The organism is Candidatus Nitrosoglobus terrae, from assembly GCF_002356115.1.
GTDB lineage: Bacteria > Pseudomonadota > Gammaproteobacteria > Nitrosococcales > Nitrosococcaceae > Nitrosoglobus > Nitrosoglobus terrae.
Map to the genome: position 1 here is coordinate 1848343 of NZ_AP014836.1, position 26460 is coordinate 1874802.

The following is a 26460-nucleotide window of genomic DNA, read 5'->3' on the forward strand; positions in this document are numbered from 1 at the left end:
TAAACATCACCCATCAAGCATGAATAGCCACGAGATTGATAAGTTAAGTAAGCAAAAAGCCTATGACTTATATGACTCTGGTTTTATAAATACGGTTGAAGTGGGCACAACCCAAGGTTTACAACAGATACATCGCTATCTGTTTGCTGGCTTATACGATTTTGCTGGGCAAATCCGTGCGTTAAATATCTCAAAAGGCCACTTTCGTTTTGCCAATGCACTCTATTTAAAACCGGCCTTACAGGCGATTGAGCAAATGCCGGAAACCACCTTTGCAGACATTATCGATAAATATGTAGAAATGAATATCGCCCATCCTTTTTTGGAAGGCAATGGCCGCGCTACCCGTATTTGGCTGGATTTAATGTTTAAGAAAAATCTTGGCCAAGTGGTGGATTGGCAACAGGTGGATAAAAAACGCTATTTACAAGCCATGGAACGCAGTCCCATTAATGATTTGGAAATCAGCTTTTTACTAAAAAACGCCCTAACCGACAAAATCCACGACCGCGAACTCTATATGAAAGGAATTGATCAATCCTACTACTACGAACAACCCGAGGATAACCACTAATGGGTGGAAACATTCTGGAATTGATTAAACAGAATCCAGTGGAATGGAAGCCTTTGGGTGATGCGCTGATTCGTACAAGAGGAACCAAAATTACCGCTGGACAGATGAAAGAGCTACATAAGGATAACGCACCGTTAAAAATATTTGCTGGCGGTAGAACTTATGCATTGGTTGATTTTCAAGATATTCCAGCAAAAGACATTAATCTGAATCCATCTATTATTGTTAAATCACGCGGTGTAATTGAATTTGAATACTGTGATCAGCCCTTTTCACATAAAAATGAAATGTGGTCTTATTATTCAGATAATGAAAGTGTCAATATCAAATATATTTATTACTATCTAAAAACTCAGGAGACGTACTTTCAGAATCTTGGCACTAGAATGCAAATGCCGCAAATAGCCACACCAGATACAGATAAATTTACCGTTCCCATCCCACCCCTCGACATCCAAGCTGAAATCGTCCGTATATTAGACGCATTTACCGCCATGACCGCCGAGCTGACCGCCGAGCTTAACATAAGGCAACAGCAGTACAACTACTATCGCGATTTATTGTTAAGCGAAGCTGAATTGCAGAAAGTCGGCTTTGAGTGGAAGACTTTGAGGGAGGTTGGCGAGTTGGTTCGTGGAAATGGTTTACCAAAAGCTGATTTCACAGAATCAGGAATCCCAGCGATCCATTATGGGCAAATTTACACTTATTACGGGCTATCGACCGTAGAAACTCTTTCATTTACTTCACTTGAAACTGCTGAAAAACTAAGAAAAGTAGATACAGGTGATGTAATTATTACTAATACAAGTGAAAACCTAGAAGATGTAAGTAAGGCGCTTGTTTATCTGGGAGAGCAGCAAGCTGTAACAGGCGGGCATGCAACTATTTTTAAGCCTAGTAATGCCATTTTGAACAAGTTTTTTGCTTATTATACACAAACGAATTTTTTCTTTACCGAAAAAAGAAAATATGCAAAAGGAACTAAAGTAATAGATGTTTCGGCAACAGACTTAGCAAAAATAAAAGTCCCCATCCCACCCCTTACCGAACAAGCCCGCATTGTCGCCATTTTGGATAAATTCGACACTCTCACCAGTTCCATCAGCGAAGGTTTACCGCGTGAAATCAAGCTGCGCCAACAACAGTACGAATACTACCGCGATCTTCTACTAAGTTTTTCTAAGACAGAAGTAGATACATTGTCTAAATTTAAGATTAATTAACTACTTAGTGTGTATTATGATTTGAAATATATACATAAAAGTATGAGGTGTACTTATGACAACTGGAACAATTAACTTCAAAATTGATAACGAACTAAAAGAGCGATTTCAACAACTCGCCAAAGATTTAGGCGCTAACACCACAACGCTTCTAACCATGTTTGTAAAACGTGCGGTTGATGACCAAGCCATTCCCTTTGATGTTAAGGTCAAACCCAAGCTTAATGCGGTTTATCGTCAGCTTATTGCTGAGGAAAATGCCAAAATTTTAGGTTTAATTCCTGATGATGCTACCGAGCTTACTCAAAAAGAAATGGAGGAATATCGAAGCCTTTATCAATGAGTTTTACAGTAAAAGAAACAAGCCGATTTATACGACATATGCGCACATTGCCAGAGCGTTTATTAATTTCAAAAGAGCAAGCTAAAGAAGCAGTTAACGAAATTCTAGACGCTATTGAAATTTTAAGAGAAAAAGGCACTTTGCCGCCCGAATGCCATTATTCGCTACATCGACTAGAACATGAACCTTGGGCGGGTTTTATGGAGTTTCATGCTTTAGATGATGTGTTAGTCGTGTATGCTGATTTAACCAATAAAAACGTCATTCGCTTAATAGGCATTTATAACCATGAACTGTTATCAAGCGGCCAATTAGATTAGATAGGTATTTGGAGCAAAACGGTGAATACTTATAGCAACCCATCGATCCATGTGTTATAGTGATATGTATTAAATAAATACATAAATAAAGGTGATGTATGTCTGGTTTAACCATACGGAAAAACTTTGCATTGGATGCCGAGGCGGTTAAAAACGCAGAGCAAGTGCTAAAGCAAAACCATAAAAGCCTGACTGAAGCCATTAATTTGTATTTCAAAGCCTTGGCTAAGGATGCGTCAATTTTAGAACAGGTTGAAAAAACAGCGACTAAACGCACAGGTAGTTTTATTGGTTTGCTCGATAATCAAGTAGGCGATACAAGCTTTCAGCAAATGAAAAAGGATTACCATGAAAGTCTTTCTTGATGCCAATATTTGCTTAGATTTATTGGATAATAGTCGTCAAAACGCACCTGCTTCTGTCGCTTGGTATATGAAAAACAAAAATAACCCCGCATGGGATTTTTATTTTTCTGGTGACTTTATTACCACTTTTTATTATGTCTTAACGCAAAAGAGAAAAATAAAACCTGATGAAGTTATTAAAGCAATAAACCAAGTATGTACAGAAATCAGCCCTATCTATCTTGTTCATCATGATTTTCTATTGGCACAGAAAAGTTTTTTTACAGGCATTTTTGATGATTTTGAAGACTTAATCGTGTTGCACAGTGTATTGCGAGCGTCTTGCGTTCAGTTCATTACCAACGATAAGAAATTATTGAAACTAAAAGCATTAGATACCTTGGCAATTTTGCATCCATAGGGCAGCTGTACAGAGCGGATAAAGGTAAATCTATGATGGAATATAACCCCATCGCCGAATCCAACAACTTTATTATCTTAGAAAAATATACCCAGCTTGATGACATCAGCGAAGGCTATAAATGTAAAATCATCCATATTTATGATGTAATATCATCCATTAAATGGCTGTTTTTACATCTATGTATTACCGTACGATTCAACATAATATCCTAGAAGCACTCAAAGATTCCCCGGTCGTGCTGCTTAATGGCGCGCGGCAAACAGGCAAAAGCACGTTGGCCCAAGCTTTAGGGCAAGACATGCGTTACTTAACATTGGATGATCCTACCGTGCTGGCCGCCGCTAAATCCGATCCTTTTGGCTTTATTGCTGCATTCAACGAACCCATTTGCCTTGATGAAGTGCAGCGTGCACCAGAATTATTTTTAGCGATTAAAACGGAAGTGGATAAAAACCGCACGCCAGGCCGCTTTTTATTAACAGGCTCGGCTAACGTGTTGATGCTGCCACAAATGGCCGACTCCTTAGCTGGACGCATGGAAATTATCCAACTATGGCCACTGTCTCAAAGTGAGCTAAACAATCAATCGAACAGCCTAATCGACACCTTATTTGAGGGTGATTTTGCCCACAGTTATGCCTTTGAGCGCGCCGACTTTATTACGCGGCTTACAACCGGGGGTTATCCAGAGGCCAGCAAGCGCAGAACAGAACGCCGCCGTGAAGCATGGTTTGATAATTATCTCGCCACTATTTTACAGCGCGATGTAAAAGACTTGGCTCAAATTGAAGGTTTGACCGAATTGCCCAAACTGCTTGAACTATTGGCCATACGCAGCGGTGGGCTACTGAATTTTGCCGAACTTTCTCGTAGCGCTGGTATTGCACAAACCACCCTTAAACGCTATATGGCGCTTTTAGAAACTTTGTTTTTAGTTCGCCAAGTGCCTGCGTGGGCTTCAAACTTGGGTAAGCGTTTACAAAAATCACCCAAACTCTTTTTATCTGATTATGGCCTCATGGCGCACTTACAAGGGCTGAGCGCAGCGCAGTTAAACGTAGCACATGGTTTGCCGGGTGATTTGGTTGAGGCGTTTGTACATGCAGAATTAGCTAAACATCAAACTTGGGCACAAAGCTATACAAAACTCATGCACTACCGTACCACCACGGGCGTTGAGGTGGATTTTGTATTAGAAAACCGCCGCAAAGAGCTATTGGGCATTGAAGTTAAAGCCGCCGCTACCGTGGTGAGCAAAGATTTTAATGGTTTAAGACATTTACGCGATACGGCTCCCGAGCTTTTTAAATATGGCGTGCTTTTATATACGGGCGAACAAGTTGTCGCTTTTGATAAACAATTGATAGCCGTACCTATAGGGTTTTTTCTCGGATAAGTCAAAAGATGCAGAAAGAAAAACACTAGCGGCTACCCAATAAAGGCAACTATATAAATGAGCAATTATAAAACCATCGCCGAAACCAGTCATTTTATCGTACTGGAAAAATACACCCAGCTTGATGGCATCAGTGAGAGCTATCAAACGGAATATCACCTAGAGAACGAGTTTATTCAGGATTTACAAAACCAAGGCTATGAGTATTTGCCTGATTTGATTACACCCAACCAGCTGCTGGCTAATGTGCGGGTGCAATTGCAAGCGCTTAATCAGGTGCAGTTCAGTGAAACCGAATGGCGGCGCTTTGTTATTGAATATCTCGATAAACCCAGCGATAGCATCATCGATAAAACCCGCAAAATTCATCATGACTATATCTATGACTTTGTGTTTGATGATGGGCATATTCAAAATATTTACTTGCTGGATAAAAAGCATCTCACTCACAACAAGCTGCAAGTGATGCGCCAGTTTGAGCAAACAGGCACGGCGGCTAACCGTTATGATGTGACCATTTTGGTGAATGGCTTGCCTTTGGTGCAGGTGGAGCTGAAAAAGCGCGGGATGGCGATTCGTGAAGCCTTTAACCAAGTACACCGTTACAGTAAAGAAAGCTTTAACGCGGAAAGCTCGCTGTTCAAATATCTACAAATTTTTGTCATTTCTAACGGTACGGACACGCGTTATTTCGCCAACACCACCAAACGCGATAAAAACAGCTTTGATTTCACTATGAATTGGGCCAAGGCCGATAACTCCTTAATCAAAGATTTAAAGGATTTTACCGCTACTTTCTTTCAGAAAAATACGTTACTGCATGTACTCACTCAGTATTCAGTATTTGATGTGAGCGATACCTTGCTGATTATGCGCCCGTATCAAATTGCAGCCACCGAACGGATTTTATGGAAAATTAACTCTGCCTATCAGGCAAAAAACTGGAGCACAACGGAGAGCGGAGGCTATATTTGGCACACGACTGGATCAGGCAAAACCCTCACCAGTTTTAAGGTGGCACGCTTGGCTACCGAGTTGGATTTTATTGATAAAGTCTTTTTTGTGGTAGATAGAAAAGACCTTGACTATCAAACCATGAAGGAATACCAGCGTTTTTCACTGGATAGCGTGAATGGCTCCGAAAACACCGCGGGCTTAAAGCGTAATATTGAAAAAGATGACAATAAAATTATTGTTACCACCATTCAAAAGCTGAATAACCTGATAAAAAGCGAAACCAGCTTGCCTATTTACAATAAACAAGTGGTTTTTATTTTTGATGAGTGCCATAGAAGCCAATTTGGTGAGGCGCAAAAAAACTTACAGAAAAAGTTTAAAAAATATTATCAGTTTGGTTTTACTGGCACGCCAATTTTCGTACAAAACGCGCTGGGCGCAGAAACCACCGCCAGCGTGTTTGGCCGTGAGCTGCATTCCTATGTCATTACCGATGCCATTCGGGACGAAAAAGTACTGAAATTTAAAGTAGATTACAACGATGTACGCCCAAGATTTAAAGCCATTGAAAGTGAACAAGACGAGAAAAAACTCAGCGTCGCCGAAAACAAACAAGCGTTGTTACATCCTGATCGTATCCACGAGATTACACAATATCTATTGAACAATTTCCAGCAAAAAACACACCGTTTAAACGCGAGTGGCAAGGGTTTTAACGCCCTGTTTGCCGTGAGCAGTGTGGATGCAGCTAAACTGTATTATGAAAGCTTTAAACAGCTGCAAAAAGACCGCAAAAAGCCTTTAACCATCGCCACAATTTTTTCATTTGTGGCCAACGAAGAACAAGATGCCATGGGCGATATTGTCGAGGAAACCTTTGAACCTACGGCCATGAACAGCAGTGCGAAGGAATTTTTAGCAGGCGCTATTGCGGATTATAACGCGCAATTTAAAACCAACTTTAGCATGGATAGTCAGGCCTTTCAAAACTATTACCGCGATTTAGCGCAGCGCGTTAGAAATCAAGAAGTAGATTTGCTGATTGTGGTGGGTATGTTTTTAACGGGCTTTGATGCCCCTACGCTTAATACTTTATTTGTAGATAAAAACTTACGTTACCACGGGTTAATTCAAGCCTATTCACGCACTAATCGTATTTATGATGCCACCAAAACCTTTGGTAATATCATCACCTTCCGCGATTTGGAACAGGCCACCATTGGTGCCATCACGCTGTTTGGCGATAAAAACACTAAAAACGTGGTGTTGGAAAAAAGCTATAAGGAGTACATGGAAGGCTACACTGATAGGGCAACAGGTGAGGCACGTCGCGGCTATCTTCAAATCGTAAAAAAGCTACAAGATCACTTTCCAAATCCTGATGACATAGCTACCGAAAAAGATAAAAAAGACTTTGTTAAACTGTTTAGCGAATATTTACGGGTTGATAATGTGCTACAAAACTATGATGAGTTTGCAAGCCTACAAGCCTTGCAAAATTTAGATATAGCCAATCCAGAAGCGGTAGAAGCGTTTAAAGCAAAGCATTATCTAAGCGATGATGATTTAGTTGCCATGCAAGGCATTAAAATACCCGCACCTCGTGTTATTCAAGATTACCGCTCAACCTATAACGATATCCGCGACTGGCTACGTCGCCAAAAATCCAGCGATGAACAAAGCGCTTCAACGCTGGATTGGGCTGATGTGGTGTTTGAGGTAGATTTGCTGAAATCGCAAGAAATCAATTTAGATTATATTTTAGAGCTGGTTTTTGAGCACAATAAGAAAACCAAAAATAAATCCGATTTAATTGAAGAAGTACGCCGCTTAATTCGGGCCAGTCTTGGCAACCGCGCTAAAGAAAGTTTATTGGTGGATTTTATTAACCAAGCGGATTTAGATGGAATTCCCGACAAAGCCAGCATTATTGAGGCTTTTTTCTTATTTTCCCAAGTACAACAGCAACATGAAGCACAAAAGCTCATTAGCTCCGAAAACCTACATGAAGAAGCGGCTAAACGCTATATCACCGCCTCATTAAAGCGTGAATATGCCAGTGAAAACGGCACCGAGTTAAATAGAATATTACCCATAATGAGTCCACTCAACCCGCAATATCTCACCAAAAAACAAAGTGTTTTCCAAAAAATTACCGCGTTTGTTGAGAAGTTTAAAGGCGTGGGCGGGAAAATTTGAACCAAAAATTATAATGTTACTAGGCAATGGGAACGAAGATTTAGGTGTTATTTCACGCTAGTCAGTACCAGCTATTACCTAACGCGAGATCTCCATTTTATTGTATTTTATACGAAAAATTATTTTAATATCAATGCATTATAATGGAATACATACGCAATACCATCCAAAATATCATGATCCATGTAGTTGATGTCGAATGCGACTTCCAAAGAAATTTGAGATGAAGACTCGCTAAGTATAGGCTTAGGTTTTCCTAGTGCCTTAGTCGACAGCGTATCCCAACCTCTGTATCATGTTGCTCTGCCTCCTGTTCATACCTTTTGACCATTGACATTAAAAGTAATGACACTACGAAGGGATGCGTGAACTGCAAAGCGTCAGCCCAAGTGCGATACTTTTCCGTGAGATCCCGTTCCTGGCCTCTGCCTTCATCGCGCCAATGGGCACCCCGCGCATTGTAGAGACCCGTACAGGCACCTCTCATAATGCTCTCGGACCGCACATCTTCCATTAAGTCTCGAACAGCCTCATTTGGCCACACGCCATCCTTACCAACAGGTGCGTGCGAAAGAAGTTTACCGAGGCAAACGTCCGCAATATCTGTCCGATCAAGCTCAGCGCACGATTTCCTTACCGCTGAGACCCATTCAGCAAGCTTTTCACGCTGTTCCTCTCCGGTCGCCTTATCTTGGCCGGGGATACGCTCAATGGCATCGAGAAGACGATACCCACGCTCGGCTAAATGCTTGTGACCTTCTGAGACGTGAAGCGCCAAAGGATCCTCACCACGATCTTTGCGCTTGTATGCCCACACGATTACCTGCACGAACATCCCAGGATGTTCCTCGATATAGCGTTCGAGATTTGGAATCTGGTGCCTATCTCTACCCCGGAACGGGCGCGCTAAAACATCAAGGTACGCGAACTCCAGCCTAGCCTTCTCATCTGAAGAAACATCCGGGTTACGATTAAGCAGTTGGAAAGCACGCTGAACATGGTGGTCGCGCAGCTGGTACTCACCCGGCTTGTCCTTTCCCTCTTTAGTCATGCCTGACAACATCTGCACAAGCAGTGGTGGTCGTATTTCTTCAAGCTTAAAATCCACCGACGTAAAGGCCGCCCTAGGACGCTCAACAGCGAGCAGATAGCGAACGCTTTCGTTGTTTTCCTCAGGAGAATCGAAAATATATTGCGGGACTACCTCGCGCCAGTAGCGCAATCGCGCGTCTACCGAGAGCTGTTCTGCAAAATTCCACGTCAAAGCGCAGTATGGCGAATGAAACAGAATATTAAGTGCTTCCGCTTCCGTAATCTTGCCCCGTAGGTTGGTATATATCACCTCTCGCCGATCATTGCCAAGAGTCCAAAACGCACCAGCAACTATGCTATTACGCCTCACGTCATTCGATTCTGGACGTAGGCATTGCAGAATCATGTCCTCGACCTGCTCGTCCTCAAGTATGGAGACTAGATGTCTACCAATTTGGCGCTGAGAATCCCCTTTCTCAGCGAGTGAGAAAATGCCCGGGATGCCTCTATCTCGCACAATTTCCGTTAGGGCTTCAGCGCGAAGCTTTTCGATGCGTTGCTCCCGCCCCCGAGAGTCCATATCTTCTTCAGCGAGCTCATCTGCTGACTCCTCAACCCACTCCTGACGAAACAGCCATTCATGCTTGTTAACAATGTCCTTGGGCTGCATTGCCACATATACCAACTTAGCTTGTTTAGTTAGAGTTGCCTGCCCCATCTCATTAGCCCTCTTAAGCCCCCCGCGAGAAAGGACAGTCACGCGGATTTTCTCGCGTACTTTAGCGATTTCTTCGTCTGAGAGACTCGAGCGCCATTCACCAATAATCTCCCAGACACGTTCCTGATTCTCAAGCTTGAGTGAATTCAGCTTTGAGACGAGATCACACAACATTTCCGCTGTATAGGAAGGCCTAGAAAGGATAATTTTAACTATCTCCCTGATAAATGCGTAGACCGGTTCCGGTGTCTCAAATGGCTCTCCGAAATTGTATCCATCGCGCCGCCACTTAGGTTTGTGACTATAATATCCACTGCGCTTCCCGCCATCGCCGAATTGCTGTAGACAAACCTTCCAACCGATAGTGGGATACTTCGCTAGAAGCATGTGAATCGCTTTCAAGCGCATCTTGTGATCAGCTGCCGTTTGAGGCATCAAAGCCCAGAGTATAGAACTAAGCGAATTAATGGGCTTGTTCGTCAAGTTATCGTTGATCTCTATTTCAGAAAGCTGAGCCAAAATCTTCACAACACGAGGAAAGGTCAATGGATTCCACGCAAGTCCTTCGAGCGCCCAAAGCAATCCTGTGCGCGGACACGGGCTAAAGAATCTAGTGCTAACAGGCCTCAGCAAACCCATTACCTCCGGCTTTTCTGTGCGTAGATCACGCTCGATGATGTCGAGAAACTCGCCGGGGGCGGCTTCTGCATAAAGCGGAAGGTCACGCTCATTCGCCTCCAATTTCCTCGCTTGAACCGGCTCAAGAAGTTCCCGCACGAGTTTCGCAGCCTCAAGTTCGCCGTCAAAGCCGAAACGCTTCCCGAAGAGATGCTTGCCATGTACTGCCAGCAAAACAAGGGTCTCGGATACACCTTCACGCACTGACCCAGAGAGCTCGCGCTGTTTACCGTGTATAGCCGCCGCCCAACGATCTTTCTCAGGCAGGTCAAGGGCAGGCTCATCTTCGCCCAGAACGCTCCTCGCAATGTCGAGAAAACGGTCAAGATCAGCCTTGGAAATAGCACCACTAATTGCAAAGAGGGAATCCATTTTTGAAATCACACCCCTGTATCCGCCAATCGACCAAACCGGAGAGTCATTAAGCCGTAACAACTCAAGAATACGTTTTTCCAGAGCCTCGAAAGGGGTGTCTTCCGCTAGGCGGGACAGGATGATTTGATCCGCCTTGTTCTGGGCGTCCCATGCGCCGACAAGGGCAAGCGGAACAAGCCCGGATGCAATTTCTAGGTTGTCAGCCCAAACAGGTGTACGGATTGCCGGAATGTTCGAGAATCGGCGTCGAAGAACTGTTAATGAACGACCTGAAGCGTTAGTCAACTCCGCTATTTCATCACGCGTCTTGCCCATTGCTTCCAGCGCCTTGGTAAATGCCTCATCTCCGAGAGGCTCCAACACAATATCGGGTTTGGAACTTGTGGCATTTCTCGGATAGACGACGATAGTTTGCAGTGATGCGCTATAGGGTCCAAGCTCGCGCTCTACTTCTCGCGTGTGAGCAACAGCGATAAAATTTGTTGCTCCTTGGGCGAGCTTCGGCAGTACGCCAAGTTGGTCAAATACCAACAGCCTGTCCTTATGCAGTTCAAACCCAGGGGTCGCTAGAACTTGGCTGAGGAAAGCAAGAGCCTCTTCCACGGAATCAGCTGCGATCACTAGAAGATCGGAGCTGCCTCTCGCCAAGAAAGATTTGATCCGGTCACCCCACACCTGGTTCGCGGTGGCGAAGAGCAAGGGGTGAATGGCTAGCTCTGCCACATTTGCCCAATCATCCCAGCAGCGCTCCAGCGTTCTAACTCCGTCAGAGGGGCGATTCGTCTGATTCGCAAACCATGTCTGCGCGGCGATTGATTGCTCCATCCATTGCTCAAGATCGCTAGCATCGTAGACACGAACATCTCTCCAGCGCCTCCTCGCCTTCATTTCTGCAACCCAAGCCGTTTTGCCAGGCCATCGCCTAGGAGTGACAAAAACGAAAGCTATTTCTTTCTGATCTGCTGTCGAAATCGCCTTAACACTCTTTGCAAAATCACTGTCTGCCTTGGATTTAATATTCTCTGTGACGCCGAATTCCCAGCCAGAGATACCTAACGGTATCCAAGGCGTGCCAGAATCCGACTCAATGAGGCCGTCCCATCCGGGACGCTCCGCGTCATCATTACCGGGGAAGTCCACCTTCTGAAGATCATGACCCGTAGAGTGAACAAGCGTTCGCAACAGAACCGCGAGCTTAGTACGAGCAGGAATTGTTGTTGTGAACCAATTTACGAGATCGTTGGCTTGTATATTAAGAAATGGCGGTACGTATGTCCGCGTTTTCTGAGCGGCATCCGACGTTTTTCCTGTATGCGTATCATAAGCGGTTTGTAGGTCAAGGATGGTTTTAGCCGAAATACTAAAGGCGCGCTCAAGACAGGCTGCCATATCTGGCGTTGCCGATACCTTTCCATTCAGAAAATTCGATACACTGGGACGGCTGATACCGATCAATTTTGCCGCCTGCGTGACGGTAAGCTTACGAGGATTGAGAATGTTTTCTCGGACATATGAGCCTGGATGAACCGGAAGTGTTACGCTAGCCATAACTAAAAATCCTAGTTTTTTGTTAAGTGTTAGGTTACACATTACATAAACAAGGAACAAAAAACAAGTATTTGCTTAGACGCATGATGCACTTGGGACAGAAAGCGCTTGCGGGGTATTATAAACTACATGCGATAAAGGGCACGCTCTTATTCCCGGTTATCATTTTTTTGTCGGAACGCTTTGGCTATTTGACGCAAGAGAATGGTCAATTCTGCCGAGTCCCCATCCCTGCGGACTTCGGCCAACAGCTCGTGCGCATAGGCTAAATCAGCGCAGAGTTGTTCGGCCATCGCATCATCGTGCGGCCTATCCTTCACTTTTGCTTCCTCCGCGCTTGCTCGGGTACTAGGGATAAAGGCCTTGTCTATAGCCTCCCCAAAGCAGCTATTCGATAGTCCTGCCTAATCTGCTATTTCCGTTAGCTCTTTCTGTCTCATCAGCGCTGACCCACCCGTCGGCGTCTCTCGCGCGAATACGGCTTGATCGCCCCAATCGCATTTTCACCGGCCATCAGCCTCTCTCTTTGGCGTAAATGTCGCGGAGCGACTAGACTAACAGCCTCGCAGAGCAAGATGCCGTTCTATGCCAGACGCGGAATCACTCCCACTCAATAGTAGCGGGAGGTTTGCTAGAAATATCGTAGGTGACTCGGGAAATTCTGGGAACCTCATTCATGATGCGGCGGGAAGTACGATCCAGTACATCATAAGGTAAATAAGCCCAATGAGCGGTCATAAAATCAATGGTTTCTACGGCCCGTAGGGCAATGACAAAATCATAGCAGCGCCCATCGCCTTTAACGCCTACTGATTTCACTGGTAAGAAAACAGCAAAAGCTTGACTGACCTTAGCATACCAATCGGCTTGGTGTAGTTCTTCCATAAAAATGGCATCGGCTTGGCGTAGTAAATCGGCGTATTCTTTTTTCACTTCTCCTAAAATTCGCACGCCAAGCCCAGGGCCGGGAAATGGATGGCGATAAATTAAATCAGCCGGTAAGCCCAACCCAGTGCCAAGCTGGCGTACTTCATCTTTAAATAATTCTCGCAACGGCTCTAAGAGTTTTAACTTTAACTGCTCTGGCAACCCCCCCACATTATGATGGGATTTAATTACCTGAGCTTTTCCAGTCTTAGCAGCGGCTGATTCAATGACATCGGGATAAATGGTGCCTTGGGCAAGCCATTTAACATTAGGTAATTTTTTAGCTTCTTCCTCAAAAACTTCCACAAATACTCGGCCAATGGTTTTACGTTTTTCCTCCGGATCGACAATGCCCGATAACGCCGCTAAAAACCGAGATTCCGCTTCAATCCGAATAATCTGGACACCCACCAAGTGCTGGGCAAAGATAGTCATCACCTGATCGGCTTCTTCTAGCCGTAATAATCCATTGTCTACAAACACACAAATCAGTTGATTCCCAATGGCCTGATGGAGTAAAGCAGCCACTACTGAAGAATCCACGCCCCCCGAAAGGCCGAGGAGCACTTGATCCTGACCGACCTGATTTCGTATTTTTTCAATGCTATCGGCAATAATTTGGGTAGGGGTCCATGAAGCCTCACAGCGGCAAATATCACGGACAAAGCGGGCTGAAATCTGAGTTCCTTGGCGAGTATGGGTCACTTCCGGGTGAAACTGAAGACCATAAAATTTTCTAGTTTCCTCTGCCATCCCTGCAATAGGGCTATCTTCAGTAGAAGCAATGGATACAAATCCTTCAGGTAAATCTATGACTCGATCTCCATGGCTCATCCATACTTCTAACACAGCCTGACCATCGGGGGCACGATGATCGGCAATTTCTTCAAGCAAGGCTGAGCTACCATGAACCCGTACTTGGGCATAGCCGTACTCGCGATGGGTAGAAACGGTTACTTTACCGCCCAATTGAGCTGCCATGGTTTGCATGCCATAGCAAATGCCAAGCAATGGTATACCCAGAGTAAATATCAATGCCGGTGCTTTAGGCGCGGATTCTTCTACCGTGGAATCCGGCCCTCCTGAAAGAATAATGCCTTGCGGGGCAAAGGCTCGTAACGTTGCTTCATCCAAGTTATAAGGATGAATCTCGCAATACACCCCTATTTCTCGTACCCGACGAGCGATCAGTTGCGTATATTGAGATCCAAAATCGAGGATCAAAATCCGGTAGGTACGAATATCCCTCATCTTAAATCCAAGCGATAATTAGGCGCCTCCTTCGTAATGGAGACATCGTGGACATGGCTTTCTCTAACACCCGCTGCTGTAATACGCACAAAGGTCGTCTTAGTGCGCATTTCCTCAATATTGGCGCATCCCGTATAACCCATGCTTGACCGTAATCCGCCTACGAGCTGATGCACCACTGGACCAAGATTACCCTTATAAGGCACCCGCCCTTCGATGCCTTCTGGAACTAATTTATCCACGCTTCCCGATCCTTCCTGAAAATATCGATCGCTAGAGCCTTGCTGCATCGCCCCTAATGACCCCATGCCTCGATACGCTTTATAAGATCGGCCTTGGTAGAGTTCCATCTCCCCAGGAGCTTCCTCAGTACCAGCGAACATGCTTCCAATCATGGCAGCATAAGCCCCAGCGGCAATAGCTTTGGCAAAGTCCCCCGAATAGCGAATTCCCCCATCGGCTAAAAGGGGTACACCGGTACCCTTTAGCGCTTCAGCTACATTAGTAATGGCAGTGATTTGGGGCACCCCCACGCCTGTCACTACTCGGGTAGTACAAATAGATCCTGGACCAATACCTACTTTCACCCCATCAGCCCCTGCCTCCATTAAGGCTTTGGCCGCCTCTCCCGTAGCGATATTACCGCCAATCACCTGAACATCAGGGTATTCTGATTTAATCCAGTGCACCTGATCCAGTACCCCTTGGGCATGGCCATGAGCCGTATCCACTACGAGCACATCTACTTCCGCCTCAATTAAAGCTACGCTTCTCTTTTGGCCAGCGGACCCAATGCCAACAGCCGCCCCAACTCGAAGTCGCCCATACTCATCTTTGCACGCTAAAGGATATTCCGTCGCTTTTTGGATATCCTTAACGGTAATCAGCCCTTTTAGCCTGAACTGATTATCCACCACCAGCACCTTTTCAATCCGGTTTTGATGGAGCAAATCAATCACCTGCCCCCGACTAGCCCCTTCTGGTACCGTCACTAAACGGGATTTTGGAGTCATAATGCTAGAGACAGCGTTATCCGAACGGGTTTCAAAACGTAGATCACGGCTAGTGACAATCCCCACCAACTGCTCTTTCTCAACGACAGGAACGCCAGAAATACGATGAGCACGAGTGAGAGCTAAAACCTCACCAATACTCATCTCCGGGGTTACTGTGATTGGTTCTTTAATCACACCGCTTTCAAATTTTTTTACCTTCCGTACCTCAGCAGCTTGATGCTCCACACTCATATTCTTATGGATAATACCCATACCGCCTTCTTGAGCCATACTAATCGCCAATCGAGACTCAGTGACGGTATCCATGGCCGCTGATACCAAAGGGATATTCAGTTTAATACCACGGGTTAAGTAGGTTTCTAAATTTACTTCTCGGGGCAGAACACAGGAATGGGCCGGCAGAAGTAACACATCATCAAAGGTAAGGGCTTCCTGAATAAGACGCATAAGCACACTTTATAATCAACAATTCACTAAAATAAGATAAATAATCACATTATTATACCGTTTCTTGCTATTGACTGCACCTCATAGGGGACTACTTAGATGGATAAGCATGCTAATAGCCTACAATCCAAGCAGAATATTTATTCTATCTCCCGTTTAATACATGAAGCCCGTGGAATCCTTGAACAATCTTTTCCACTGCTTTGGGTGGCAGGAGAGATCTCTAATCTATCTCAACCCTCTTCGGGTCATCTTTATTTTACGCTGAAAGATAAAACGGCTCAGGTGCGCTGCGCTATGTTCCGTAATCGCAACCATCGACTAGGATTTATTCTGGCCAATGGAATCCAAGTACTGGCTTGCGCTCAGGTCAGCCTATACGAAGCTCGGGGAGAATTTCAACTCATTATCGAATCGTTAGAAGAAGCGGGTGATGGTGCCTTACGACGTGCTTTTGAAGCCCTAAAATACCGGCTAGCTGCTGAAGGGTTATTTGCGCTAGAACATAAACAACCCTTACCAACTTTACCCCAGCGTATTGGCGTTATTACCTCCCCTTCAGGGGCAGCTATCTGCGATATTCTCAGCGTACTTAAGCGACGTTTTCCCGCGATCCCGGTGCTGATCTATCCGGTACCTGTTCAAGGGGAAGGAGCTGCTCAACAAATTGCAGCTGCCATTAGTAAAGCCGATCAGCGTCGTGACTGCGATCTTTTGATCTTGGCGCGGGGGGGCGGATCTTTAGAAGATCTATGGGCATTTAATGAAGCAGTATTAGCCTATGCTATCTATCACTGTACCCTGCCCATAATTTGTGGTGTAGGCCATGAAATAGATTTCACTATTGCCGATCTAGTCGCCGATCAGCGAGCACCCACCCCTTCAGCAGCGGCAGAAATGGCGGTGCCTGATAGTCGAGAATGGTATCAGCGCTTTGCTCAGCTTAAGCAACGACTTCATCTGTTATGTCAGCAATATTTACACTACCAAAACCAGCAGGTTAAAAACTTAACGGCTCGCCTTCGCCATCCTCACAGCCAACAACAGGCGTTAGCCCAACGGGTAGATGAGTTAGAACTGCGCCTTAATCGAGCTTACATCACTTTAAATAAGGAGCGGAACATGCATCTAAATCATCTGATTCCGCGCCTCAAAGCCCTTTCTCCACCCCAACAATTAAAAGCTTACCGGCTACGCTTAATAGAATTGGCGCAACGTCTCCGAAATGCTAAGCAACGCTACTTAGCGCAACAACAAAGGCGGCTTGAAGTAGCGCAACGTGCCCTCCAAGGGATCAGCCCCTTAGCAACCTTAGAACGAGGTTATGCCATTGTCACTGGATCTACGGGCATCGTACGAGTAGCCCATCAGCTTCAACTCGGGGAAAATATTGAAGTTCAGTTTGCAAGCAGCCGTATTCAAGGCAAAGTAACTAAAATATAGCTGAGATGACCACCCCAACCGTTCCCCGTATTCAGCGTTTATCTCCTGCGCTGGCTAGCCAGATAGCTGCTGGAGAAGTCGTTGAACGACCGGCTTCTGTGCTTAAAGAGTTGATTGAAAACTCCCTAGATGCGGGAGCCCAGCATATTGAAATTGAAAGCGAAGCAGGCGGTATTGGCTTGATCCGTATTCGTGATGATGGTTACGGCATTCACCCTGAAGATCTCTCTCTGGCCTTAAGCTCCCGGGCTACCAGTAAAATTCACCGAGCAGAAGAATTACTGGCTATCACTACCTTAGGTTTTCGCGGTGAAGCCTTAGCCAGTATTCAGGCTGTTTCCCGCTTGAGCCTCAGTTCTCGCATAGTAGACGCTAATCACGGCTGGCGCATTCAGGAAAATAGATCACCTCAGCCCATCGCTCATCCTGTGGGCACTACGGTTGAGGTGCGTGATTTATTTTATAACACCCCAGCCAGGCGCCGTTTTCTTCGGGAGGAAAAAACCGAATTTATACGCTTAAAATCTACCCTTACCCGACTAGCCCTAAGCCACTTTAACGTGGGTTTTCGTGCAAACTACAATGGCCGCCCTCTCCTTGCCCTACCTGCTCACCATTGCCCAGCTGAGCGATTAAAACGGGTAGCGGCTGTCTACGGACAAGGTTTTGTTGCAAACAGCTTATACGTTGAACAAGAACAGGACGAATTACGCCTATGGGGCTGGATCGGAAACCCCGCCTTCTCCTGCGGTCACAATAATTTACAGTATTTCTATACTAATCATCGTATGGTTCGGGATAGATTACTCACCCAAGCCGCCCGCCAAGCCTATGGCAACCGCCTTCCTCAAGGCCGACACCCAGCCTATCTATTATATTTAGAGCTACCCCCTAACCAATTGGATGTGAACGCCCACCCCACCAAAAATGAACTTCGGTTTCGGCAAGCCCGACAAGTCCACAGCTTTATTGTGCGCACCCTTATTGAAGTGCTCAAACAACCCGAATTACAAGGACAGTCCTGGTTACCTGTATCACTACTACAATCCAGCCGCTACCCCAATCTCAAAGAAAAACCCGCTAAAACAACCCACACTATTGCAGAACACCTAACCCCCTATCATACCCAACCCCTAAAAAAACACGTACCCGAAGCAACAGAAGATAACGATCCATTGCTAGGCCAAGCCCAAACATTGGTACTTAACCGCTATCTGTTAGCAGAAAATAAAACAGGACTCATCTTAGTTGATACCTATATGGCCAAAGCCCATCTAACTCAGACACGCCTACAAATAGCCTATGCTAATGACAATATCACACAACAACCATTACTTTTTCCCCTCACTCTCAACGTTCTAGCTAGCCAAGCAGAATGGGTAGAGCTACACGGCTCCAAGTTACTGGAATTAGGGTTTGGGTTATACCGACTAGGCCCTGAGCTTTTAATTCTCCGAGAAGCCCCTACCCAACTTAAAGGGCTTAACTTTAAATCATTCCTGCACGCATTGCTGCTTCAATTAACTACACAGCCACAAAAACCCCTTGAGCTAGCTTTCATTAGAGAAGGGATTATTAACCTGATAGGCTCGCACCTAGCGCCATCAACGCCTCCCCTTTCCCTACCTGAAATGAACGCTCTCCTTCGGGATCTAGAACATTTTTATCAGCATACATCAACCCTTAACCGCAAGCTTCCTTGGCGGGAGTTCCCTAAAGATCAAATTGAGGCTTGGTTCTCCTCGCCACACGATCAGAACACCTGAGAAACACCCCCACGGGCGTGGGGAAGACGCATCCGTGAGAATGAGGGGGATGGCAACGGGGGAAACACCCCCACGGGCGTGGGGAAGACATTCATACAAGCAAGGACTACACACATGAAAGAGAAACACCCCCACGGGCGTGGGGAAGACCGTCGAGAAGCGATTTTTATGACAAGACCCCCGGAAACACCCCCACGGGCGTGGGGAAGACCGGAGCTGTCCATAAGCACGTCTGGCGGTGGAGGAAACACCCCCACGGGCGTGGGGAAGACAATGTATCTATAGTAAAACGAGCTTTCTATATAGAAACACCCCCACGGGCGTGGGGAAGACCCGTTCGGGGAACAGCTGCATATCCATCCGCCGGAAACACCCCCACGGGCGTGGGGAAGACCAAAGATAAAGTCGAGGGCTGAGTATGATCTCAGAAACACCCCCACGGGCGTGGGGAAGACGATATGCAGCGCTCAAACTCTAGAGAATAAGGGGAAACACCCCCACGGGCGTGGGGAAGACATACCGGAGGCCGCTGCTATATTTCTTACTATAGAAACACCCCCACGGGCGTGGGGAAGACTCTTAGCGAAAAGGTTTTTAGGAATATTTCAAAGAAACACCCCCACGGGCGTGGGGAAGACAACATTAAACGTTCTCATTATCACTCCGATTTAGAAACACCCCCACGGGCGTGGGGAAGACCTAGCCGTGACCGTCTTTAAAAGTAAAGACAAAGAAACACCCCCACGGGCGTGGGGAAGACTTTCTAGTTCTAGCTCATCTCGATTACGCGGCAGAAACACCCCCACGGGCGTGGGGAAGACTCGTTGTCTTATAAGTAACGCCGTCGCTAATCAGAAACACCCCCACGGGCGTGGGGAAGACTCGCCGATTTTCACTTCGCAAAAAAGCTGGGAAGAAACACCCCCACGGGCGTGGGGAAGACCCGGCTCTGTACCAAGTCAGTGAAAGCGACCAAGAAACACCCCCACGGGCGTGGGGAAGACGGCATATTTACCGAAAAGCCTAATCGCGTGCCAGAAACACCCCCACGGGCGTGGGGAAGACAAAAAAATGAGCGTACAAAAATTAAAAACTTTAGAAACACCCCCACGGGCGTGGGGAAGACATTCAAGTCACCTACCTTTACTTCACAGAAAAGGAAACACCCCCACGGGCGTGGGGAAGACAATGTATGAAAAGCTCGTTTTAATATAGGTGCAGAAACACCCCCACGGGCGTGGGGAAGACAAAAGACTATATAAGATGTGTATCAACAAAAAGGAAACACCCCCACGGGCGTGGGGAAGACGATAGTCTCAGTGTCGTACGATAGTTTTACGTGGAAACACCCCCACGGGCGTGGGGAAGACCACCATCCTTGTAGTGCTTAATGAAGCGTCTGAGAAACACCCCCACGGGCGTGGGGAAGACTGCAGGATATCTTTAAAAAACGTTTTTACTACAGAAACACCCCCACGGGCGTGGGGAAGACTTATCTTACGATACTAGCTACAGTAATATAAAGGAAACACCCCCACGGGCGTGGGGAAGACACTGTGTGACTGTCATCGCTTGAAGAAACTAAAGAAACACCCCCACGGGCGTGGGGAAGACCTATCATAAGACACTGAGACTATCGTTTCTTTAGAAACACCCCCACGGGCGTGGGGAAGACAGAAATCTCATATTTTACTTGCATCCCTCAGGAGAAACACCCCCACGGGCGTGGGGAAGACAGAAATCTCATATTTTACTTGCATCCCTCAGGAGAAACACCCCCACGGGCGTGGGGAAGACTCTTTCCCTAGAGTTCCAAGTAAGATAACTTTAGAAACACCCCCACGGGCGTGGGGAAGACGCGCGGAGTGAGGTTTAAGGGGTATATCGGGTAGAAACACCCCCACGGGCGTGGGGAAGACTTCCAAGCGCTCCAGTCGCTCCATGCTAGAACAGAAACACCCCCACGGGCGTGGGGAAGACCCTAGGGAACGGATTCTGGGAAGATTTGCCTGAGAAACACCCCCACGGGCGTGGGGAAGACTTTTAGAGTATGTAAAAGATAACCCTAAACCCGGAAACACCCCCACGGGCGTGGGGAAGACAAGTTTGGGGGGTGGCTAAAATATACGATGATAGAAACACCCCCACGGGCGTGGGGAAGACCCATGAGTGTCTGCCTTTTCTAGATGAGAACCAGAAACACCCCCACGGGCGTGGGGAAGACGCTACATCCCAATTATTCAGACAAAACCTGTAAGAAACACCCCCACGGGCGTGGGGAAGACACAAGGAGAAACAAAATGGTTAGACGAGTAAAAGAAACACCCCCACGGGCGTGGGGAAGACTCGCCTACTTTCACTTCACAAAAAAGCTGAGAAGAAACACCCCCACGGGCGTGGGGAAGACTTGTACACATGAAACATTACATTTACAAAGAAGGAAACACCCCCACGGGCGTGGGGAAGACGGAGCCGGTTCTCTAACCCGCCATCCTTTCGTGGAAACACCCCCACGGGCGTGGGGAAGACTAAGCGACGTGACTAGAGATGAAGTAAGAGAGAGAAACACCCCCACGGGCGTGGGGAAGACAGAGGTGATGCAGTAAGACAGGCTATGGAGAAAGAAACACCCCCACGGGCGTGGGGAAGACGCTTGGAACGCATCACAGAACTGAAAAAAAGCAGAAACACCCCCACGGGCGTGGGGAAGACCAAAATCGCTAAAGCATGCAAAAACATCCACGAGAAACACCCCCACGGGCGTGGGGAAGACACGCTACCTATCCTAGAAGCCTCAGAACCCATAGAAACACCCCCACGGGCGTGGGGAAGACTTTGCACTAGATAAGAGCTGGAGCCTAAAAGAGGAAACACCCCCACGGGCGTGGGGAAGACTCCTCTTTTCCGGTAGAGGTGCCCACGTAGACGGAAACACCCCCACGGGCGTGGGGAAGACGTTCCATGTGCCCGATATGGGCGTGGAGTGAGGGAAACACCCCCACGGGCGTGGGGAAGACAGCCGTGCCCCTTCAACGCGCCCTGAAACCTTAGAAACACCCCCACGGGCGTGGGGAAGACAGCATACGATAGAAAAAGTAATAATAAAGGGGAGAAACACCCCCACGGGCGTGGGGAAGACAAAACAGGAGTACAAAAAATGAGCATACAAAAAGAAACACCCCCACGGGCGTGGGGAAGACTCAAATCGTAGATGTCTTTGCATGCTTTAGCGAGAAACACCCCCACGGGCGTGGGGAAGACCCCAAGTTTCAGAGGAAATAAAAGAGCCGGCCAGAAACACCCCCACGGGCGTGGGGAAGACCGCAGCGCGGAGTAAAACTTATAGACCCCGGGGGAAACACCCCCACGGGCGTGGGGAAGACCGCGTTTATCCAGAACTGACCCGGGGCTTTTCAGAAACACCCCCACGGGCGTGGGGAAGACCATCATCAAGATAGCTATTTAACATAATATACAGAAACACCCCCACGGGCGTGGGGAAGACTTGATGGAACATGGGAAGACGGCGCTAAAGACAGAAACACCCCCACGGGCGTGGGGAAGACATCCTGATAATAATGGTTATCCGCGGGGATGATGAAACACCCCCACGGGCGTGGGGAAGACCAGTACTTTAATGGAAGGAACCTAGCTATCTTGGAAACACCCCCACGGGCGTGGGGAAGACAAAAGTCAGGAAGGGCGCTAAAATAAATCATGAGAAACACCCCCACGGGCGTGGGGAAGACGCATCATCCCCCGCATCATCGCACCAGCACCTAGAAACACCCCCACGGGCGTGGGGAAGACTATAAAAAAGTCATGAGCAGCGCTAAAAATAAAGAAACACCCCCACGGGCGTGGGGAAGACTTGAAAAGCACAGGGCTATATCTACCAGCTCTAGAAACACCCCCACGGGCGTGGGGAAGACAAAGTAAGCGTCAATTCGCTAACTAGATAAATGGAAACACCCCCACGGGCGTGGGGAAGACCTAGATGTTCTCATTATATGAAAAAGTATATTGGAAACACCCCCACGGGCGTGGGGAAGACTTAAAGAACTAGCGAGCAAGGTGTGACAATGGAGAAACACCCCCACGGGCGTGGGGAAGACTGAAGATAAAAACGGGGTTATGATTTCATCTGAGAAACACCCCCACGGGCGTGGGGAAGACTAGCTTCCTCTAGAACCGTTTGTTTTTTATTGAGAAACACCCCCACGGGCGTGGGGAAGACCAATGACTGCTGTCAAAACCCAGTCCAGCGATAGAAACACCCCCACGGGCGTGGGGAAGACCAGTTAAATGAATGGTGTTACAGGAACCCTAAAGAAACACCCCCACGGGCGTGGGGAAGACCCTTGGCAACAGCAGTCCGATCTTCTTCCTCGAGAAACACCCCCACGGGCGTGGGGAAGACTTGTCCGGAATTGGTTTGCTTAAATAACCACCTGAAACACCCCCACGGGCGTGGGGAAGACACTGAGATTCTAAGGGATTTCTGCATCATTATGAAGCCCTTAACGGGTACAGAAAATTTAATATTTTGTTAAAGAACTTTGGTGATCGATAGCCTCCTAATAGAGTTAATTTACCTCTTTCAAGGTTTCCACAATCAATTGAAGACCCGAAAGGGTGATCGTAGGTTTACGGGGTGGGCCAATGGTTCTGATCTCAAAACCCGGTGAGCGGGGAATCGAACGGACAAGCAGCACACCGGATTCTACCGGGCAGTGTTTGTACAGATAATCCACCACTGTAGTGGCGACCGAATCTTTGATACCCGAGACAAATACATTAGGCCGAGGCTCAATAAACCATAATTTCATCCGCCCACGCACCGCAGGCGGTAAGTCATTTGCAATAACGATTAGCACGTCCACTCCCCAGTATAGCAGTCACATCTGCCCCTACTCTGGCCAATAGATCCATCTCAATCACCCGTTCCCGAAATCTCGCAGATACTTTATGTTTGTCATAACGCCCGGCCAAATCGCGAGTTAAGGCAAATGCTAAATCAATACACAGCGTTTCTTTATATAAATCCGCCAAATCATAGATAAAAGGCAAGGGACTCCCAGAGTGAATAAAGCCAATACACGGCGAATAACCCATACTATGGATGGCTGAACAAAGAATACCGTAAAGGGCAGCGTTGGCAGCTGTAAGCACCTGATTGGTGAGATCGCTGATTTCAAATTTGCCCGGCGTATAAATACGCCCCTTCCAGCCTACTTGATACTCTTCGGCTTTTTGCTGATATAGGCCACGTACCCGCAAGCCCTCCATGCCCATCATTTCCTTAATCGTCTTACCTGCTAAGTCAGCCTCAGGAAAGCGATGGGCAAAGAACCGTCGCGCCACTGCTAAGGATTTTTTAGGGTCGCTGGCAAGCTCAATTTGTTGCTTAAGATTACGGGTATTGGCGGTAGGCAGAAAACCGGCGGCGTAAAATAACAGAGAATCCTCCCCTACCCAACATACCGCACAGTTAGCGGCAGTGGCCGTTTTAATCGCGTCATGGGTCACGGTCGTCCCCGGCCCCAACAATAACGCATTGAGGGTAGCCACCGGCAATGGCACCACGTTGGCATCAGCATCGATCCACTTAACACTGCTGTCATCAATTTCTAACCGCCCCCGCTCCAGATAGATAAAAGGGTATTTATCTTTTACTTGGGGCAAAGACTCTCGGGTGATCTTGACAAATAAACGCTGATCGTCGCTCATATTCGCTACGCTAGCCGCTGTACCGTCACCCGTCGGTCACGGTATTTTTTATGCTCGCCAAACTGTAACGGAACATCGTTTAAGGTCAGTACTTCGTCGCCCTCATGCTCCCCTTGTCGTACTTGCAATACAGCCGTACGTTTCTTTTCCTCAGCTAATTTTTGGCCGGCGGCCAGGGCCTCACCTCCGGTCATAAATTCGCCTCGATAAATAAACTCACTGGGTACGCAATTTTTACGGCCTAGATACAAATCCCATACCGGTGCCTGTAAAGCGGCTATAATGTCTGTCACCCTAGCGGCAGGTACTTGTAAGGCTACTGCATAGGCCATATCTTGCAAATAGTAGCGGTAAGTCATCTTAGTCCCTCCGCCAACTGCTTTGCCGCCATCACTTTTTTTCGGGATCAGTAGCGTTTGCCACGGATCTTGATCGTCATAGCCACTCCCCACCATATGAAAATCCCGCAGCAAGGGCTGGCGGTCCTGAGCATCCCGCGGTACATAAGCCACTAACTGCATATCCAAATCGACCCAAGCCGCCAACCAATCCCGCTGCTCTCCCCCGATACCTAATGCACAGCAGATCAAACCCAACACCCCCGATTTGGTGGGGAAATGTAAGCTATCACGGTGGCCAAACTTGGAGTCATGCCCCCAAGCCTGTAAAGGAGCCTCTAGCCATAATAAAAGATAAGGATCGCTCATGATTCCCCCTCACTGCACATGATTTTGCAGCTTGGTAATCAGATCATCGATGCTGAAATTTTCATCTTCACCAAACTCATACGCCCCTAGCTGGCCAAACAATGAGCCGCTGAGTTTTTCTTTTTTATCGAGGTAGTCTTTCAGCGCCTCAATGCTAGGTTGCAAGTAGCCCTCACCTTTAGCTTTAACGGGTTTTTCAAAGGGTATTTGTAAGCGCTGGCCTTTGCGCACCAATACCCGAGCAAACTCCCACGGGCTGGCACCGGATTGGGTGGTTTGGCGGGCACTGGGCACCGCCACAAATAGGGCTTGGGTAAAAGCAGTAATGGCTTTTTTCAGGTCTTCTGTCCCCAACGTTTGGGCAAGCTGGCCTAAATCTAAGCTGACGTAGCGGTAATAGGTAGCGCTATTAAATTCCAAGCTCCCCATGTGGGCGGAACAGGGTTTTTCCGCTAGATCATCCAGCGCAGTAAAAAACTCCACCTCATTACTCACCTTGTGGGTAGAAATAGCATGGGCAAAAGACGCGGCGGCCTCCACGTTCATGTCTGCTGTCTTAGCCACCATGCGACCAAATAGGGCAATATCCAGCGCATCCACCGCTGGATTGATTGTTTTTTTAGCAACCTTAGCTACTTCCTTATCTTTGAATTTACTGACATCAAAGCCATTTTCTTTGGCGTACTCAGCAAAAGCGGTAGCTTCGGTGTCGCTGATAAATAGCAAAGTATCATCGATAATCAGATCTGCCAGTTTTTTGCCACAGGCTTGAGCCAAGCTTTCTTCAGCTCCGGCAGCTTGGCAGGCTTTAGTAAAAATTCTTTCTGCCTGTTTGGTACGGGTTGCTAGCTTGATACCAAAATCTGGCATCGCCAGCCGCACCTGGCGCTTCCAGCACTGGGAGCTAACACGGGCACGAGTGACTCCCCCCACTACAGCAGTCTTGGGTGCCCCCACGTCATCCCGATTCAGACAAGTAACGGGGAAGGATTGGAGGATATGAAATTCAATACGGGTATTTGTGTAGATGTTAGTCATG

General features: G+C 47.1%; 16 protein-coding genes, 1 pseudogene and 1 CRISPR repeat array. Of the genes and pseudogenes, 10 read left to right on the forward strand and 7 right to left on the reverse strand.

The window, feature by feature from the left end:
• Positions 1-19 precede the first annotated feature (19 nt).
• The 8 genes from fic (at position 20) to TAO_RS08775 (ending at position 7783) form a co-directional block, all read left to right on the forward strand.
• Entirely contained in the window at positions 20-574 is a 555-nt protein-coding gene (gene fic / locus TAO_RS08740; protein ID WP_096527541.1) for a protein adenylyltransferase Fic, read from the forward strand.
• Positions 574-1800: a restriction endonuclease subunit S gene (locus TAO_RS08745; RefSeq protein ID WP_096527542.1), complete on the forward strand. Its 1227-nt coding sequence runs from the start codon at positions 574-576 to the stop codon at positions 1798-1800. Before fic ends, TAO_RS08745 begins: the two co-directional genes overlap by 1 nt.
• A 55-nt stretch (positions 1801-1855) precedes the next feature.
• The gene (locus TAO_RS08750) at positions 1856-2143 is read left to right on the forward strand and encodes a type II toxin-antitoxin system RelB/DinJ family antitoxin (RefSeq protein WP_096527543.1); all 288 of its coding nucleotides are present in this window, start codon (positions 1856-1858) and stop codon (positions 2141-2143) included.
• Positions 2140-2463 (forward strand): type II toxin-antitoxin system YafQ family toxin, encoded by a 324-nt coding sequence (locus TAO_RS08755; protein WP_096527544.1) that lies wholly within the window; start codon positions 2140-2142, stop codon positions 2461-2463. The genes TAO_RS08750 and TAO_RS08755 overlap by 4 nt, the downstream gene beginning before the upstream one ends.
• Before the next feature lie 98 nt (positions 2464-2561).
• Positions 2562-2828: a hypothetical protein gene (locus TAO_RS08760; protein WP_096527545.1), complete on the forward strand. Its 267-nt coding sequence runs from the start codon at positions 2562-2564 to the stop codon at positions 2826-2828.
• Positions 2812-3228, forward strand: a complete 417-nt coding sequence (locus TAO_RS08765; RefSeq protein WP_096527546.1) for a type II toxin-antitoxin system VapC family toxin — start codon at positions 2812-2814, stop codon at positions 3226-3228. Before TAO_RS08760 ends, TAO_RS08765 begins: the two co-directional genes overlap by 17 nt.
• Positions 3229-3391: 163 nt before the next feature.
• Positions 3392-4627 carry an ATP-binding protein gene (locus TAO_RS08770; RefSeq protein ID WP_231910642.1) on the forward strand — a complete coding sequence of 412 codons (1236 nt, stop codon included), beginning with the start codon at positions 3392-3394 and terminating at the stop codon, positions 4625-4627.
• A gap of 57 nt (positions 4628-4684) precedes the next feature.
• The gene (locus TAO_RS08775; RefSeq protein WP_096527548.1) at positions 4685-7783 is read left to right on the forward strand and encodes an HsdR family type I site-specific deoxyribonuclease; all 3099 of its coding nucleotides are present in this window, start codon (positions 4685-4687) and stop codon (positions 7781-7783) included.
• Positions 7784-8039: 256 nt separating this feature from the next.
• Here TAO_RS08775 and TAO_RS08780 read toward each other — a convergent pair whose 3' ends face one another.
• The 3 genes from TAO_RS08780 to guaB all read right to left on the reverse strand — a co-directional run bounded on the left by TAO_RS08780 (position 8040) and on the right by guaB (position 15775).
• A complete protein-coding gene (locus TAO_RS08780; RefSeq protein WP_096527549.1) occupies positions 8040-12134 on the reverse strand; it encodes a HigA family addiction module antitoxin in 4095 nt (1364 codons plus the stop codon).
• Positions 12135-12734: 600 nt separating this feature from the next.
• Positions 12735-14312 (reverse strand): glutamine-hydrolyzing GMP synthase, encoded by a 1578-nt coding sequence (gene guaA / locus TAO_RS08790; RefSeq protein ID WP_096527551.1) that lies wholly within the window; start codon positions 14310-14312, stop codon positions 12735-12737.
• Positions 14309-15775, reverse strand: coding sequence for an IMP dehydrogenase (gene guaB / locus TAO_RS08795; protein WP_096527552.1), 1467 nt, complete (start codon positions 15773-15775; stop codon positions 14309-14311). The genes guaA and guaB overlap by 4 nt, the downstream gene beginning before the upstream one ends.
• A 99-nt stretch (positions 15776-15874) precedes the next feature.
• Between guaB and xseA the strand changes: the two genes are divergently transcribed.
• Positions 15875-17218, forward strand: a complete 1344-nt coding sequence (xseA, locus tag TAO_RS08800) for an exodeoxyribonuclease VII large subunit (protein ID WP_096527553.1) — start codon at positions 15875-15877, stop codon at positions 17216-17218.
• Positions 17219-17223: 5 nt separating this feature from the next.
• Positions 17224-18750: pseudogene (gene mutL / locus TAO_RS08805) on the forward strand (DNA mismatch repair endonuclease MutL); the annotation flags it as partial.
• Positions 18751-18983: 233 nt separating this feature from the next.
• Positions 18984-23465: a CRISPR direct-repeat array (repeat unit 29 nt; unit sequence AGAAACACCCCCACGGGCGTGGGGAAGAC).
• A gap of 105 nt (positions 23466-23570) precedes the next feature.
• Here the strand turns inward: mutL and cas2e are convergent.
• From cas2e to cas7e, 4 genes are read right to left on the reverse strand one after another with little or no spacing between them, the layout of a single operon-like run.
• A complete protein-coding gene (gene cas2e, locus TAO_RS08810; protein ID WP_096527555.1) occupies positions 23571-23861 on the reverse strand; it encodes a type I-E CRISPR-associated endoribonuclease Cas2e in 291 nt (96 codons plus the stop codon).
• Complete coding sequence (cas1e, locus tag TAO_RS08815; RefSeq protein ID WP_096527556.1) at positions 23839-24714, reverse strand: type I-E CRISPR-associated endonuclease Cas1e; 876 nt, start codon at positions 24712-24714, stop codon at positions 23839-23841. Before cas1e ends, cas2e begins: the two co-directional genes overlap by 23 nt.
• A 5-nt stretch (positions 24715-24719) precedes the next feature.
• Positions 24720-25421 carry a type I-E CRISPR-associated protein Cas5/CasD gene (cas5e, locus tag TAO_RS08820; RefSeq protein ID WP_096527557.1) on the reverse strand — a complete coding sequence of 234 codons (702 nt, stop codon included), beginning with the start codon at positions 25419-25421 and terminating at the stop codon, positions 24720-24722.
• 9 nt (positions 25422-25430) lie between these two features.
• Positions 25431-26459, reverse strand: a complete 1029-nt coding sequence (cas7e, locus tag TAO_RS08825) for a type I-E CRISPR-associated protein Cas7/Cse4/CasC (protein ID WP_096527558.1) — start codon at positions 26457-26459, stop codon at positions 25431-25433.
• Position 26460 lies beyond the last annotated feature (1 nt).